Origin of the sequence: Kitasatospora phosalacinea, assembly GCF_030268885.1 — a bacterium.
Lineage (GTDB): Bacteria > Actinomycetota > Actinomycetes > Streptomycetales > Streptomycetaceae > Kitasatospora > Kitasatospora phosalacinea_C.
The window spans coordinates 162,848-177,399 of sequence record NZ_BSSA01000004.1 but is presented as its reverse complement, the minus strand read 5'-3'; the positions used below and the strand labels follow the sequence as shown (position 1 = coordinate 177,399).

Here is a 14,552-nt window from a genome sequence, read left to right as displayed (position 1 = left end):
TAAAGGGCGGGTCATCGATTGTCCTATGGTCGGTAAATCGGCACGCTGACGCCGCGTCCGATTCACGCGCGGTTCACGCGCGGCCCGGAACCTGACGGTCACCGAAGCACACCCCTTCCTCCAGGAGTGACCGTCATGTCGCTGTCCCGCCGGGACTTCGTGAACCGTTCGACCATCCTCGGGGCAGGCGTCCTGATCGCCGGCAGCGCCGAGGTGCTGGCCACCGCCCCCGGCGCGATCGCCGCCCCCGCGGGCGGTGACGCCGCGCTCGCCAAGGGCGGGCACGCCGCGGTCGGCTACGGCGAGCTGGTGTCCGACCCCGAGGGCATCCTGGCGCTGCCGAAGGGCTTCTCGTACGAGGTCATCACCCGCACCGGCCAGACCACCCTGGTCACCGGCGAGTCCACCCCCAGCAACCACGACGGCACCGCCGCGTTCGAGGGCCGCCACGGGGCGACCCTGCTGGTCAACAACCACGAGCTGGCCGGGCCGCGCTCCAAGTGGCCGCACCCCGTGCCGCTGCTGGAGGGCCACGTCTACGACCCGGCCGCGGCCGGTGGCTGCACCGTCGTCGAGGTCTCCGGCCACGGCAAGGGGCACGGGCACGGGCACGGCGGGCGCCAGGTCCGCGAGTGGGTCGGCATCGCCGGCACCGCCACCAACTGCGCGGGTGGCGCCACCCCGTGGGGCACCTGGCTGACCTGCGAGGAGACCGAGGACAAGGCGGGCACCAACGGCTTCACCAAGGACCACGGCTACGTCTTCGAGGTGGACCCGCACGACCAGGACGCCAACCGGGACCCGCAGCCGATCAAGGCCCTCGGCCGGTTCGCCCACGAGGCCGTCGTCATCGACGAGAAGCGCGGCCACGCCTACCTGACCGAGGACGCGTCCAAGCCCAACGGCCTGTTCTACCGCTGGACCCCGCCGGCCGGCTTCCGGCACGGCAAGGGCCGGCTGCGCACCCTGGCCGCCGACGCGGGCGTGCTGGAGGCGCTCAAGGCGTTCGACTCCCAGGGCAAGCTGGTCGACGACCTGTCCCGGGCCACCAAGCCCGGCACCACGTACGGCGCCGACTGGGTCAAGGTGCAGGACCGCGACGCCCGCACCACCTCGATCCGCAAGCAGTTCAAGGACGGCGAGATCACCCGGGCCCGCAAGCTGGAGGGCATGTGGTGGGGTGACAACGGCATCTACTTCGTCTCCTCCTTCGCCCGCGAGGAGTCGCCGCTGCAGCACGACGGGCAGGTCTGGTTCTACAACCCGACCCGGCGCACCCTGACGCTGAAGGTCATCCTCGGCGTCAACAACGACGTCTGGACCGACCAGGGCAACTTCGACGGCCCCGACAACATCACCGTCTCGCCCCACGGCGGCCTGATCATCGCCGAGGACGGCAACGGCCTGCAGCACCTGTTCGGCACCACCACGGACGGGCGGACGTACGCGCTGGCGCGCAACGAGCTCAACCTCGGGACGGCGGAGGCGCCGGAGTACAGCGAGTTCACCGGCGTGACCTTCTCGCACGACGGGCGGACGCTGTTCGCGAACATCCAGGAGCCGGGGATCATGCTGGCGATCACGGGGCCCTGGCACCGGATGTGACGCACGGTCGAGCGGCGGGGGTCCGTCCGGGGAGGGTCCTGCTCTCCCCGGGCGGACCTCGCCGTCGGTGGGTGGTCGCCCCCGCCGGAGTTCCCGAGCATCAGTCCGGGAGCCTGAGTTGGAGCATGGCGAGGAGGCGCTGCTGGGGTTGGGCGAGGTCGAGGCCGGTGAGCTGCTCCGCCCTCCGGACGCGGTAGCGGAGGGTGTTGGGGTGGATGTGCAGGGCGTCGGCGGCGGCGCGGACCTCGCCGAGGGCGTCGAGGTAGGCGAGGACGGACTCGGCGAGGCGGGTGTGGTGGCGGGCGTCGTAGGCGGTGAGGGCGGTCAGCCGGGGGTCGCGGAGCTCGGGGCGGTCCTGGAGCAGGGCGAGGACCTCGGAGACCAGCACCTCGGCCTGGACGTCCTGGAGGGCGGCCACGTCCGGGACGACGCCGCCGCGGCCCATCGCGTCGAGGATCCGGTCGGCCTGGGCGCGGGAGGCGGGGACGTGCGCGAGGCCGGGGACGGTGGGGCCGATCGCGGCCCGCAGCGGGATGGCGAGGTGGTCGCGGGCGGCGTCGACGGTCTCCCGGGTCCAGTCGCGCAGGGTGGCGGGCGGCAGGTTGGGCGGGAGTTCGGGCAGCAGGACGTAGACCCGGGAGTCGACCGGGGCGAGCAGGGCGCCGCGGTGCCGGGCGGCGGTGTGCACCGAGATCAGGCCGGTGACCTCGTCCCGGGAGAGTTCGGCGTCCCGGCCGTCGGTGGCGGCGGGGGCGTAGGCGAGGACGGTGACCGGGCGGCGCAGGTCCAGGCCGAGGTGGGTGGCCAGTGACTGCGGGCCGGTGGAGCCCTCCAGCAGGCCGGTCAGCAGGGTCTGGGTGAGCCGGGTGTCGGCCGACAACTCGCGGCGGCGGCGCACCAGTTGACCGGCCGCGACCCGGGCCGCGCCGACCAGGGCCTGCTCGGCGGTGTCGGTCAGCGGACGGGAACCCTCCTGCACCCAGATGGTGCCCAGCGGCTGCGCGCCGGAGCGGATCGCGATGGCCAGGCGGCGGCGGATGCCCAGCTCCGGGTGGGCGGCGATCTCGATCGCGCCCTCGGAGCCGCGCAGGTGCGAGAAGACGCCCCACTCGCGGAGCTTGGCCAGGTACGGCTCCGGGCCCTGGCGGCCGAGGATGGACAGCCGGCGCAGGTCGTCCACCTCGTCGGTCTCCGAGGTGCGGGAGTAGGCCAGCACCCGGCTGGAGGTGTCCTCGATCGAGACGATGCCGCCGGTCAGCACCGCCACCGTCTGGGCGAGCGAGAACAGGTCGCCGGTGGCGGGCCCCCCGGGCCCGGCGCCGCCGGTGCCGTCCGGGTCGTCCGCGCCGGAGAGCAGGGTGCGGGTGAGCGAGTCGAGGTGCTCCCAGCGGGTCTCCCGGCGCACCGACAGCAGCGCCACCCCGGCCTCGGTGGCGGCCTCGCGCAGCGCGTCGGCCTGTCCGGGCCCGTCCAGCTTGACCGCGACGGCGGCGGCCCGGGCCCGTCCGGCGGCGCGCAGCGCGGGGAGCGCGGCCCGGCCGCGGGCGCCGATGGCGAGGACCAGCTCGCCCGGGGCGGCGGTGGGCGGGTCCTCCGGGTCGAGGATCGACACGTGCCGCACCGGGACGTCCAGCCCGGCGGGCGCGGCCTGCAGCTCCACCAGGGGCTCGCCGAGCGACATCAGCAGCTGGCGGAGCGGGAGGCCGGTCATCGGCGGGTCCTTCGGCGGGGGAGGGGGCGGGACGGGCGGTTCGTCGGGGCGGGTTCGTCGGGGCGGACAAGATCCGGGGCCGAGTTTAGCGAGACGGACAGGAAGCGGCGGCCGTGACCGGGGCGTGACGCTGTTCGTCCGGGCGGACAACGGCGAGCGGGGGAATTTGGCGGTCCGGCCAACAGAAGCGGGTAGGAGCGGGGAATAGCGTTTCTTCACGGCCGGTGTGCGACCCCCACCGGCTCCCCATGACGAGAAGGAGAGCGTGCGCGCCATGGATGCTGTGACCCAGGTCCCCGCGCCGGTGAACGAGCCGGTCCACAGCTACGCCCCCGGCAGCCCCGAACGGGCCCGGCTGGAGGCCAAGCTGAAGGAGCTGGGCGGCCAGGGGCCGATCCCGCTCACCATGACGATCAACGGTGAGCGCCGCCTCGGCGGCGGCTCCGAGATCCACGTCGTGCAGCCGCACAACCACGCTGCCCGACTCGGCACGCTGCGCAACGCCACCCAGGACGACGCGCGCGAGGCCATCGACACCGCACTGGCCGCCGCACCGGCCTGGCAGGCGCTCTCCTTCGACTCCCGCGCCGCGATCTTCCTGCGCGCCGCGGACCTGCTGGCCGGGCCGTGGCGGGAGACCCTCGCCGCGGCCACCATGCTGGGCCAGTCGAAGACCGCCCAGCAGGCGGAGATCGACACCCCCTGCGAGCTGGTCGACTTCCTGCGCTTCAACGTGCACTTCGCCCGGCAGATCCTGGCCGAGCAGCCGATCTCCTCGGACGGCGTGTGGAACCGCACCGACCACCGCCCGCTGGAGGGCTTCGTCTACGCGATCACCCCGTTCAACTTCACCGCGATCGCGGGCAACCTGCCGACCGCGCCCGCGCTGATGGGCAACGTGGTGATCTGGAAGCCGTCCCCCACCCAGCAGTTCGCCGCGCACTACCTGATGCAGCTGCTGGAGGCCGCGGGCCTGCCCAAGGGCGTCATCAACATGGTCACCGGCGACGGCCTGGCCGTCTCCGAGGTCGCGCTGAAGCACCCCGCGCTGGCCGGCATCCACTTCACCGGCTCCACCGCGACCTTCCAGCACCTGTGGCGCACCGTCGGCGAGAACATCGCCGGGTACCGCACCTACCCGCGGATCGTCGGCGAGACCGGCGGCAAGGACTTCCTGGTCGCCCACCCGTCCGCCGACAAGGCCGTGCTGAAGACCGCGATGACCCGCGGCGCCTTCGAGTTCCAGGGCCAGAAGTGCTCGGCGCTGTCCCGCGCCTACGTCCCGGCCTCGATCTGGGCCGAGATCAAGGACGACTTCCGCGACGAGGTCGAGTGGCTCACCATGGGCGACGTCACCGACCTGGCCAACTTCATGGGCGCCGTCATCGACGAGCGCTCCTTCGCCAAGAACAAGGCCGCGATCGACCGCGCCAAGGCCGACCCGCAGGTCGAGGTGCTGGCCGGCGGCACGTACGACGACTCGGTGGGCTGGTTCGTCCGCCCGACCGTGCTGGTCTGCCAGGACCCGGCCGCCGAGTACTTCAAGGACGAGTACTTCGGCCCGATCCTCGCCGTGCACGTCTACGAGGACGAGAAGTACGACGAGATGCTCGCGCAGATGGAGTCGGTGTCCGCGTACGGCCTGACCGGCTCGATCATCGCCCAGGACCGCGAGGCCGTGCAGCACGCCATGCACGTCCTGCGCAACGCCGCGGGCAACTTCTACATCAACGACAAGCCGACCGGCGCCGTCGTCGGCCAGCAGCCCTTCGGTGGCGGCCGGGCCTCCGGCACCAACGACAAGGCCGGGGCCAAGCAGAACCTGATGCGCTGGACGTCCACCCGCTCCATCAAGGAGACGTTCGTCCCGCCGACGGACTACCGCTACCCGCACATGGGCTGACCGAGCCCGCTCCCCGACGGCCGGCCGCCACCCCCGGCCGGCCGTCCCCCCTTCTCCTTCAGCTGATCCGCTTCGCCGGGAGTCCACGATGCTCCGTTCCGCCCTCCTCGCCGCCTCGCGCTCCCCGCAGGTGCGCACCATGGTCGAGAAGTTCCCGCCCACCCACGCGATCGTCGAGCGCTTCGTCGCCGGCGACCGGCTCGACCAGGGCGTGGCCGCCACCGAGAAGCTGGTGGCCAGCGGCCGCAAGGTCACCCTCGACCACCTCGGCGAGGACACCAAGGACGCCGACCAGGCCGCGGGCACCGCCCTCGCCTACGAGCACCTGCTGACCGCCCTCGAGGAGACCGGCCTCGCCGCGAACGCCGAGGTCTCCGTCAAGCTCTCCGCCGTCGGCCAGTTCCTCCCGGTGGACGGCGAGAAGATCGCGCTGGAGAACGCCCGCCGCATCTGCGAGGCCGCCGCCGCCGCGGGCACCACCGTGACCCTCGACATGGAGGACCACACCACCACCGACTCCACCCTCGCCATCGCCCGCGAGCTGCGCGCCGACTTCCCCTGGCTGGGCGTCGTCCTGCAGGCGTACCTGCGCCGCACCGAGGCCGACTGCCGCGACCTCGCCCACGCGGGCTCCCGGGTGCGCATCTGCAAGGGCGCCTACAAGGAGCCCGAGTCGGTCGCCTTCCAGGGCAAGCGCGACGTCGACCTCGCGTACGTCCGCGCGCTCAAGGTCCTGATGGCGGGCGAGGGCTACCCGATGGTCGCCTCGCACGACCCCAACATGATCAAGATCGCCGGTCAGCTCGCCGAGTGGAACAAGCGCGACACCACCTCGTTCGAGTACCAGATGCTCTACGGCATCCGCCCCGAGGAGCAGCTGCGCCTCGCCGAGGCCGGCAACACCATGCGCGTCTACCTCCCCTACGGCCAGGAGTGGTACGGCTACTTCATGCGCCGCCTCGCGGAGCGCCCCGCGAACCTGACCTTCTTCCTGCGCGCGATGGCCACCCGCGGCTGAGTCGCCGTCAGGCGTCACCGAAAGGGCCCGCGGCTTCGTGCCGCGGGCCCTTTCGGGCGTTGCGGTCAGGTGTCGGTGCGGCCGATCAGGAACTGGACGTGGGTGGGGCGGTCGCGGGTGTGGGCGGGGGTGGCGAGGGTGGTGGCCAGCGAGGTGAACTCGTGCTGGACGAAGCGGAGTTCGAGGGGAGGAAGGGCGGAGAGGTCGGTGAAGGTGATCAGGGGGGTGCGGTCGTCGTCCGCGTGCAGGCCGCCGAAGAGGGAGTCGTCCAGGGCGTCCCAGCTCCTGGTGCGGCCGTGCAGCGGCGGATCGAGGGGGAGGGTGCGGCGGACGGCGTCGTAGAGGTCGTCCAGGGAGGCCGCGCCGGCGGTGTCGACGCGGTGGTGGCGGGAGGGGGCGCGGGCGGCGAGGACGCGGGGGAGGTGGTCCGGGTGGACGAGGGTGACGGGGGTGGGGGCGAAGCGTCCGGCGCGCCAGGCGGGGAAGGGCGGGTGGGCGGCGGTGCGGGAGCCGGCGGTCTCCAGGGCGGTGGCGAAGGTGCGGGCCAGGGTGGTCAGCTGGGAGTGCAGCCGGCCGTACGGGTGGTGCTCGGTGGCGGGGGAGGGCACCCAGTCGGTGCGCGAGGCGCAGTGGACGGCGACCAGGTCGCGGTCGGGGAAGGTGAAGGTCAGGGTGCGTTCCACGCCCTGCGGGTAGAGGTCCAGGGCGTACGGGGTGCGGTCGTGGAAGGCGGTGAGCAGCCGGTCGAGGTCCTCCAGGAACGCGGAGAGGTCGTAGGGGACGTCGAAGGGCCAGGCCGCGCCGAAGCCGCCCGCCTCGGCGGCCGCGTCGGTGGCGGCGAGGTCGGAGCAGCCGATCATCGTGAGGACGGCGTGGTCGTACGGCCCCTCGTCGCACGGGTCGAGCCCCTCCGGCGGGGCCGGGACGGTCGGCGGCCGGAGGCGGACGTGGAAGCGGGTGCGGTCGCCGGACGGCACGTCAGAGCATCGCCGCGGCGGGCTTGACCATGCTGCGGGCGGTCTTGGCGTCGACGTACTCGCCGAGGGCGGTCATCACCCACTCGCCGGAGAACTGGCGCACCAGCTTGCACATGGCGACGCCGGTGTGCGGCTCGGACTGGGCCAGGTCGAAGCGGACCAGCTCCTGCTCGGTGCCGGTGTCGACCAGGCGGCAGTAGGCGTTCTTGATGTCGGTGAACTTCTGCCCGGAGAAGGAGTTGACCACGAAGACCAGGCCGCAGACCTCGGCGGGCAGCCCGCCGAGGTGGACGGTGATGGCCTCGTCGTCGCCGCCGCCCCGGCCGGTCAGGTTGTCGCCGGAGTGCGCGATGGCGCCGTTGAAGATGGCGAGCTTCATGAACCAGGCGGTGTCGATCTTGTTGCGCTGGGCGTCGAAGGCGATCACCGAGGCGTCCAGGTCGATGCTGCGGCCGTGCCCGGCGGGCTCCCAGCCCAGGCCCATCCGGACCGAGGAGAGCAGCGGCTTGCCGCCCTTTTCCAGCGAGACCGAACCGCCCTTGACCAGGTTGACCCGGCCCTTGTCCAGGGTGATCTTGCCGACGGCGGGCGAACCGGAGGGCATCGGGGGCGGGGAGGCGGGAGCCTGGGGCGCGGCGCCGCGGGGCGCGCTGCCGGGCATCGGCGGGGCGGTGGGCGGCGCCGCGGGCGGGACGGGCGGAGCGGCGGCGGCGGTGGCGGCGGCCGGGGGTGCGTCCTCGACCGAGACGCCGAAGTCGGTGGCGATGCCCGCCAGCCCGTTGGCGTACCCCTGGCCGACCGCGCGGACCTTCCACTCGGCGCCGCGCCGGTAGACCTCGACGACCACCAGGGCGGTCTCCCGGGAGAGCCGCGGCGGGGTGAAGGTGAACAGTTCGCGGCCGGTGCCGGCGTCCCGGATCGTCGCGGTGGGCTCCGTCCCGGCGAAGGTGGCCTGCCGGTCGTCGAGCGAGGCGGTCACCACGATCCGGGTGATGTCGCCGGGCACCGCCGCGGTGTCCACGGCGATCGCGTCGGGCCCGCCGCCGGTGGCCGGGCGGTGCGTCACGCCGGGGCCGTGCGGGGCGTTGAAGAAGACGAAGTCGGCGTCCGAACGGACCTTGCCCGCTGCGGTCAACAGCAGCCCGGACACGTCCAGTTGCCTGGGCGCGGTGACCTCGACCACGACCCGGGTCGACCCCAGGGGGGCGTTCCCGCCCTGGACCAGAACAGTCGTCACGTGCTCCTCCTCGCTTCGCCGCTCCCAGCCTAGCCGGAGCGCTGTGCCCGCCGGGGTACGCCGCGAGCGAATCCGGCCCGGGCGCGCTTGCCCGCCCCGGGGGGCCTCGGCGAGCATGCGGACATGCCAGCACTGCAACGATCCGAAGCAACTGTCCGTGCCCGACTGCTGGAGGTCGACGGCTACACCGTCGACCTCGACCTCACCCACGGCCCGGACCGGTTCGTCAGCACCACCGCGATCCGGTTCCGGTGCGGCGAACCCGGCGCCGACAGCTTCGTCGACGTCGACCCGGCGCTGCTGCGGCGCGCCGTCCTGAACGGGCAGCCGCTGGACCCCGCCGCCCTGGACGGCAACCGGCTCGCCCTGCCCGGCCTGCGCGCGGAGAACGAGCTGCTGGTCGAGGCCGAGATGCACTACTCGCGCACCGGCGAGGGCCTGCACCGCTACACCGACCCGGCCGACGGCGCGGTGTACGTGTACGCCACCTGCGGGCCCGACCTGGCGGCCAAGGTGTTCGCCTGCTTCGACCAGCCCGACCTGAAGGCCCCGTTCACGCTGACCGCCACCGCCCCGGCGGACTGGACGCTGGTCGGCAACGGCGCCAAGGTCCGCGGGGAGAACGGGAGTTGGGAGTTCGCGCCGACCAAGCCGATCTCCACCTACCTGTTCACCGTGGTCGGCGGACCGCTGCACTCGGTGCACGGCGAGCACGACGGCATCCCGCTCGGCCTGCACGCCCGCCGCTCGCTGGCCGCCGAACTCGACCGCGAGGCGCCGGAGTTGTTCGAGGTGACGGCCGCCTCGCTGGACCGGCTGCACCAACTCTTCGACGAGCGCTACCCGTTCGGCGAGTACCACCAGGCGTTCGTCCCCGAGTTCAACTGGGGCGCGATGGAGAACCCCGGCTGCGTGGTCTTCCGCGACGAGATGCTGTTCCGCTCCCCGGCCACCGAGTCCGAGCACGAACGCCGCGCCATGGTGGTCTGCCACGAGATGGCCCACATGTGGTTCGGCGACCTGGTCACCATGCGCTGGTGGGACGACCTGTGGCTGAACGAGTCCTTCGCCGAGATGCTCGGCTACCGGGTCGCCGCCGAGGCCACCCGCTTCACCGGCGCCTGGACCGGCTTCTCCGCCCAGCGCAAGGGCTGGGGCTACGACGCCGACCAGCGCGCCTCCACCCACCCCGTCGCCGGGAACGGCACCCGCTCGGTCGCCGAGGCCATGGTCAACTTCGACGGCATCTCGTACGCCAAGGGCGCCAGCGCGCTGCGCCAGCTCGTCGCCTGGCTCGGCGACGAGGCCTTCTTCACCGGACTCAACGCGTACTTCGCCGACCACCTCTACGGCAACGCCGAACTCCCGGACTTCCTGGCCGCGTTGAGCGCCAGCAGCGGCCGCGACGTGCCCGCCTGGGCGGACGCCTGGCTGCGCACCAGCGGCGTCGACACGCTGCGCGCCGAGACCGAGCGGGCCGCCGACGGCACCCTCACCGCGCTCACCGTCGTCAACGAGGGCAGCCGGCCGCACCTGGTCGAGATCGGCGGCTACCGCAGCGAGCACGGCCGCCTCGTCCCCGTCGGCCGCGTCCCGGTCGAGATCGGACCCGGCCGCCGGGTCGCCGTGCCCGCGCTGGTCGAGGCCGGTGCGACCCTGGTCGTCCCCAACGACGGCGACCTCACCTGGGCCAAGATCCGGCTCGACCCGGACTCCTGGCGGGCCGTCGAGGAGTCGCTCTCCACCGTCGCGGACGAGATCACCCGCGCCGTCCTGTGGGAGCACGCCCGCGACCTCGTCCGGGACGCCGAACTCTCCCCCGCCGCCTACCTCGGCCTGGTGGAGCGGCACCTGCCCGCCGAGACCTCCGACGCCATCGTCGAACGCGTCCTCGCCTTCGCCCGCACCCACGTCGTCGGCCACTACCTGCCCCCGGAGCGCCGCCCCGAGGCGCTGGCCGCCGTCAGCCGCACCGCCCGCGCCCTGCTCGCCGGGGACGGCGGCCACGGGCTGCGGCTCACCGCACTGCGCGCCGCGGTCGAGAGCAGTGGCGGCGAGGAGCAACTCGCCGAGCTGCGCTGCTGGTTGGCCGGGAAGGAACTGCCGGACGGGCTGACCGTCGGACCGGAACTGCGCTGGACCGCGCTGGCCCGGCTGGCCGCGCTCGGCGAGCTCGACGAGGACGCGATCGCCGCCGAGGTGGCGCGCGAACCGGGCAGCGAAGCCGAGTTCGGCGCCGCCAGGGCCCTGGCGGCCCGGCCCGGGGAGACGGCCAAGGCCCGCGCCTGGGAGCTGCTGTTCGACTCCTCGGGCACCACCTCCAACCGGGTCCTGGAGGCCACCGCCCGCGGCTTCTGGGCCTCCGGCGACCCCGACCTGCAGCACGCGTACGCGCTGCGCTTCTTCGAGCGGATCGCCGGGGTCGCGGACCGCGGCGACATCGTCGCCCGGCTGCTCGGCCAGACCCTCTTCCCCGACGCGCAGGCCACGCCCGAGGTGGTGGCGGCGGCGGAGGCGGTGCTCGCCGATCCGGGGCTGACGCCCTCGCTGCGGCGGAACCTGGCGGACTCGACGGACGACCTGCGGCGGGCGCGGGCGGTGCGAGGGGCTTTCTAGGGGCGGGGAGGGGACGGGGTTCCGGGTTGCTTCGGGTTGCTTCGGGTTGCCGTGTCGGCCGGAAGCAGCTCGGACCTTCGGTGGGCTCCGGCCGGTAGCAGCTCGGAGCCGCCGTTCCCCGGGCCCCTGATGGGGGCCCCGGCGGGGCTGATTTCAGGGGGGCGGGTGCGGGTGGTTTCGGGTTGCCGTGTCGGCCGGAAGCAGCCCGGGCCTTCGGTGGGCTCCGGCCGGTAGCAGCTCGGAGCCGCCGTTCCCCGGGCCCCTGTTGGGGCCGTGGAGGGGCCCGTCGGGGTGGGGGTCAGAAGGTGCCGCGGGTGGCGAGGGCGCGGGTGGTGGGGAGGGCGAAGGCGGAGGCGGTCCAGGTTTCGGGGGCGGTGGGGGTCGCGGTGGGGGTGGGGAGGGCGCCGGTGACGGTGAAGGTGTAGCGGCCGGGGGGCAGGTCGGCGGCGGCGGTGAAGCGGTAGACCAGGGTGTCGCGTTCCGCGGCGATGGTGACGACCGCGTCCGGGAGGTCGGTGGCGGGGGCGGTGCCGGGGAGGGTGGTGGGGCGGTTCAGCCGGAGTTCGACCTGCAGGGCCGTCATCGCCTCGGAGAGGTCGAGCCGCAGGGTGTGCCGGGTGCCGGTGGGGCCGATCAGGTCCGTCCGGGCGGTGCCGAGCAGGGTGCGCGGCAGGGGCGCGGAGGTGCTGGGGGACGGGGTCGACGGCGCGGACGGGGCGGGGGCCGACGGGCGCGCGGCCGCCGGGGTGTCCGCGGGCGCCGGGGACGGGCTCGCGGCGGCCGCCGGGGCGCTGCTGGTGGTGGCCGCGGCGGGGCGGACCGGCGGGACGGGCGTGGTGGCCTCGGCGGGGTGGACGCCGCCGGGGCGCTCGGACGGGGCGCCGCTCCCCCCGGTCGTGGTGCCCCCGGTCGCGGCGCTGCCGGTCGCGGCGCTGCTGCTCGCGGTGCCGCCCGCCGTCGCGGGGGCGGCCTGCACGGTGGTGCCCGGCGCGGGTGCGGGGGTCTCGCCGGGGGTGGCGTCCGGGCTGGGCGCGGGCGGTCCGCCGACGGTGACGTCGGCGCGCCGGCCGACCTGCTGCTGCTCGTTCAGCAGCCAGGTGGTGGCCAGGCTGATCCCGACCACCGTGGACATCGCCATCGCCGCGCCGGAGAACCGGACGGTGGGCAGCCGCAGCCACCCGACGAAGGGCCTGGGGCGGCCGTGCCGTCCCGACCGGCCCGCGGTGACGGGCCTGGAGTGCTCGCGGAGCGCCACCGGGCTCCCCTTCCTGGTACAGGTCCGCACGCGTAGCCGCACCCCGTGCGCGGCCCGGAAGGGCCCGGACGAACGGGGCGGGAGGGACGAGACTACCAGCGGTCTGACGGACCGCCAGATCCCGGGCGAAACCTGACGGTCAAATCGAGTCCCTTGCCGGAAGGGTGAGTTGGGGCACGCCGGTGGTGCCGCTGGTGGCCCGGCGGGGCCGTCCGCGGGCCCTCGTGCAACCCCCTGCAACCGTTGCGGGCGGCCGCGCGCCGGAGCACGCTGGTGCCGTACCCAGCCGCTCCGGAGAGATCGTCATGCCGTGCGACCCGCTGTCCGCCCCTTCCGACCAGCCGATCGCCGCCACCCCCACGGGCGGCGGCCGGAGCGGCGCCACCGTGCCCCCCTCGGTGGTGGAGGAGGTGCTGGTGCTGCGGATCGCGCTGGACCAGGACCTGGTCGGTGAGGTGCGCACCCGGTTCCGGTACGCGGCCACCGCGCCGCACGAGGTGCGCCTGACCTTCCACCTGGGGCGCCTCGACGAAGCGGACTGGGTTTTCTCCCGCGACCTGCTGCGGGACGGGCTGGAGTCGCTCAGCGGCCAGGGCGACATCAAGCTGTGGCCCGCGTACTGCCCCTGCCACGGCGCGACCCTGCACCTGGCGCTGGAGTCCCCGCACGGCAGTGCCCTGCTGGAGGCGTCCCGGCCGCAGGTGCGAGCCTGGCTGGAACGCACCTACGCCCTGGTGCCGGACGGCACGGCCGCCGAACTGCTGCCCAGCGACGAGGAGTTGGCCGAACTGCTGGCCGAGGGCTGACTGCCGCCGCCCGGGCCCGGCAGCCGCCGCACGCCGTGCACCAGGTCGGCCCGCAGCAGCCGCACGGTCGGCGCGTCCGATCCGGGCAGCAGGTCGTACGGGTCGTCCGGGCCGAGCACCGTGACCTCCGCGCAAGCCGCCAGCCGGTACGGCCTGGCCTCCAGCAGGGCGCCCAGGTACCGGCGCAGCCGGGAGAGTTCGGCGCGGACGGTGACGGTGCGGGCCGGGTCGGCGAACAGCGCCCCGGCGAGCTGCGCGGCGCTCAGGCCGTCCCGGTGCAGGGCCAGCAGCAGGAGCAGTTCGGCGTGCCGCGGGGTCGGTGAGTGCGACCAGGCGCCCGCGCTGCCGCGCACCCGCAGTTCGGGGCCGTTCGGGCGGCGCAGGTCCAGTTCCAGCACCGCGGACTCGGCCCGCTCGGCGATCTCGGCCGGGCGCAGCGCGGCAGGGCGCACCAGCCAGCCGTCGGCCAGCGGCTCCACCGCGCACTCGCCGAGCGTCGGCACCCAGTGCACCCCGCCCGCGCCCCAACTGTCCGGCGGCGGCGCCAGCCGGGGCGGGCCCGGCAGGCCGGTCGCGGCGGCCGTCCAGCCCGCGCCGTCCACCACCAGCGCCGGGCCGCCGAAGCGGGCCAGCAGCGGCACCGCGACCGTCCGCAGCCGGTGCAGCGCCTCCAGGTGCCCGGCCCGCAGTTCGGTCTCGGCGAGCCGGGCGGCGGACAGCGTCAACTGCCGCAGCAGCGGGTGGCTCTCGGCGGCCGGGCTGCTCAGGTTGACCACCCCGGCCAGCCGTCCGGTGCGCGGGTCCCGGACCGGGGCGGCCACGCAGCTCCAGTTGCGGTGGCTGCGCAGGTAGTGCTCGACGGAGTGCACCGTGCTGGCGCGGGCGGTGCGGGTGGCCAGGCCGATGCCGTTGGTGCCGACCTCGTCCTCGGACCAGAGCGCGCCCGTCCCGAAGCCGATCGAGTCGGCGTCCCGTTTCAGCTTCCGCTCGCCGTCCCACCACAGCACCCGGGCCTTCGGGTCGGAGACCGTCAGCACCACCGGCGAGGCGTCGCCCGGCGGGAACAGGGTGGAGCGCAGCACCGGCAGCACCTGCTCCAGGCCGGTGGCCCGGCGGGCCTCCTCCAGCTCCCCGAGCCCCAGCCGCGGCGGCTCCTGGCCGCGTTCCGGGTCCAGCCCGAGGCGGCGCAGCCGGGCCCAGGAGTCCCCGATCTCCGGGCGGACGCCGCGCTCCGGCCCCCGGCCCCCGGCCCGGGCGGGCGGCGTGCCACCGCCTCCGACCTGCCGCATCGCATCCCCCGTCTCCCGATCCGGCTGCCAGCCTACGGGGGCGCCGGGAGGACACGCCGGGGTGGGGAAAAGAGTCGTCCGGGCCCCCGGAGATGATGCAGACTGGTCGGTTTCCCGTTGCCGCGCCCGCCCCGC

10 protein-coding genes are annotated in these 14,552 nt (G+C 74.5%); 5 read left to right on the top strand and 5 right to left on the bottom strand.

What is annotated here, in order from left to right:
• Positions 1-135: 135 nt before the first annotated feature.
• Positions 136-1,605, top strand: a complete 1,470-nt coding sequence (locus tag QSK52_RS08670) for an alkaline phosphatase PhoX (protein WP_285735336.1) — start codon at positions 136-138, stop codon at positions 1,603-1,605.
• A gap of 100 nt (positions 1,606-1,705) precedes the next feature.
• Here QSK52_RS08670 and QSK52_RS08665 read toward each other — a convergent pair whose 3' ends face one another.
• Positions 1,706-3,316 carry a PucR family transcriptional regulator gene (locus QSK52_RS08665; protein WP_285735335.1) on the bottom strand — a complete coding sequence of 537 codons (1,611 nt, stop codon included), beginning with the start codon at positions 3,314-3,316 and terminating at the stop codon, positions 1,706-1,708.
• A gap of 274 nt (positions 3,317-3,590) precedes the next feature.
• Here QSK52_RS08665 and pruA point away from each other — a divergent pair, with 274 nt between their 5' ends.
• Both pruA and QSK52_RS08655 read left to right on the top strand, forming a co-directional pair.
• Positions 3,591-5,219 (top strand): L-glutamate gamma-semialdehyde dehydrogenase, encoded by a 1,629-nt coding sequence (gene pruA, locus QSK52_RS08660; RefSeq protein ID WP_285735334.1) that lies wholly within the window; start codon positions 3,591-3,593, stop codon positions 5,217-5,219.
• A gap of 88 nt (positions 5,220-5,307) precedes the next feature.
• A complete protein-coding gene (locus QSK52_RS08655; RefSeq protein WP_285735333.1) occupies positions 5,308-6,237 on the top strand; it encodes a proline dehydrogenase family protein in 930 nt (309 codons plus the stop codon).
• 65 nt (positions 6,238-6,302) lie between these two features.
• Here QSK52_RS08655 and QSK52_RS08650 read toward each other — a convergent pair whose 3' ends face one another.
• Both QSK52_RS08650 and QSK52_RS08645 read right to left on the bottom strand, forming a co-directional pair.
• Complete coding sequence (locus QSK52_RS08650; RefSeq protein WP_285735332.1) at positions 6,303-7,214, bottom strand: hypothetical protein; 912 nt, start codon at positions 7,212-7,214, stop codon at positions 6,303-6,305.
• 1 nt (position 7,215) lies between these two features.
• The gene (locus QSK52_RS08645) at positions 7,216-8,439 is read right to left on the bottom strand and encodes a TerD family protein (protein WP_285735456.1); all 1,224 of its coding nucleotides are present in this window, start codon (positions 8,437-8,439) and stop codon (positions 7,216-7,218) included.
• Between the two features lie 135 nt (positions 8,440-8,574).
• Between QSK52_RS08645 and pepN the strand changes: the two genes are divergently transcribed.
• Positions 8,575-11,067, top strand: a complete 2,493-nt coding sequence (gene pepN / locus QSK52_RS08640) for an aminopeptidase N (RefSeq protein WP_285735331.1) — start codon at positions 8,575-8,577, stop codon at positions 11,065-11,067.
• Between the two features lie 298 nt (positions 11,068-11,365).
• On the opposite strand, the gene QSK52_RS08635 is transcribed toward pepN, so the two are convergent.
• Positions 11,366-12,322: a hypothetical protein gene (locus tag QSK52_RS08635; RefSeq protein ID WP_285735330.1), complete on the bottom strand. Its 957-nt coding sequence runs from the start codon at positions 12,320-12,322 to the stop codon at positions 11,366-11,368.
• Between the two features lie 305 nt (positions 12,323-12,627).
• On the opposite strand from QSK52_RS08635, the gene QSK52_RS08630 reads away from it, so the two are divergent.
• Positions 12,628-13,128: an SsgA family sporulation/cell division regulator gene (locus QSK52_RS08630; protein ID WP_285735329.1), complete on the top strand. Its 501-nt coding sequence runs from the start codon at positions 12,628-12,630 to the stop codon at positions 13,126-13,128.
• On the opposite strand, the gene QSK52_RS08625 is transcribed toward QSK52_RS08630, so the two are convergent.
• A complete protein-coding gene (locus QSK52_RS08625; RefSeq protein WP_285735328.1) occupies positions 13,047-14,417 on the bottom strand; it encodes a GAF domain-containing protein in 1,371 nt (456 codons plus the stop codon). The genes QSK52_RS08630 and QSK52_RS08625 overlap by 82 nt on opposite strands.
• Positions 14,418-14,552 lie beyond the last annotated feature (135 nt).

Coding starts and splice junctions, on each gene's coding strand:
- QSK52_RS08630 (WP_285735329.1), top strand. CDS start 12,628: ATGCCGTGCGACCCGCTGTCCGCCCCTTCCGACCAGCCGATCGCCGCC.
- pepN (WP_285735331.1), top strand. CDS start 8,575: ATGCCAGCACTGCAACGATCCGAAGCAACTGTCCGTGCCCGACTGCTG.
- pruA (WP_285735334.1), top strand. CDS start 3,591: ATGGATGCTGTGACCCAGGTCCCCGCGCCGGTGAACGAGCCGGTCCAC.
- QSK52_RS08625 (WP_285735328.1), bottom strand. CDS start 14,417: ATGCGGCAGGTCGGAGGCGGTGGCACGCCGCCCGCCCGGGCCGGGGGC.
- QSK52_RS08670 (WP_285735336.1), top strand. CDS start 136: ATGTCGCTGTCCCGCCGGGACTTCGTGAACCGTTCGACCATCCTCGGG.
- QSK52_RS08665 (WP_285735335.1), bottom strand. CDS start 3,316: ATGACCGGCCTCCCGCTCCGCCAGCTGCTGATGTCGCTCGGCGAGCCC.
- QSK52_RS08655 (WP_285735333.1), top strand. CDS start 5,308: ATGCTCCGTTCCGCCCTCCTCGCCGCCTCGCGCTCCCCGCAGGTGCGC.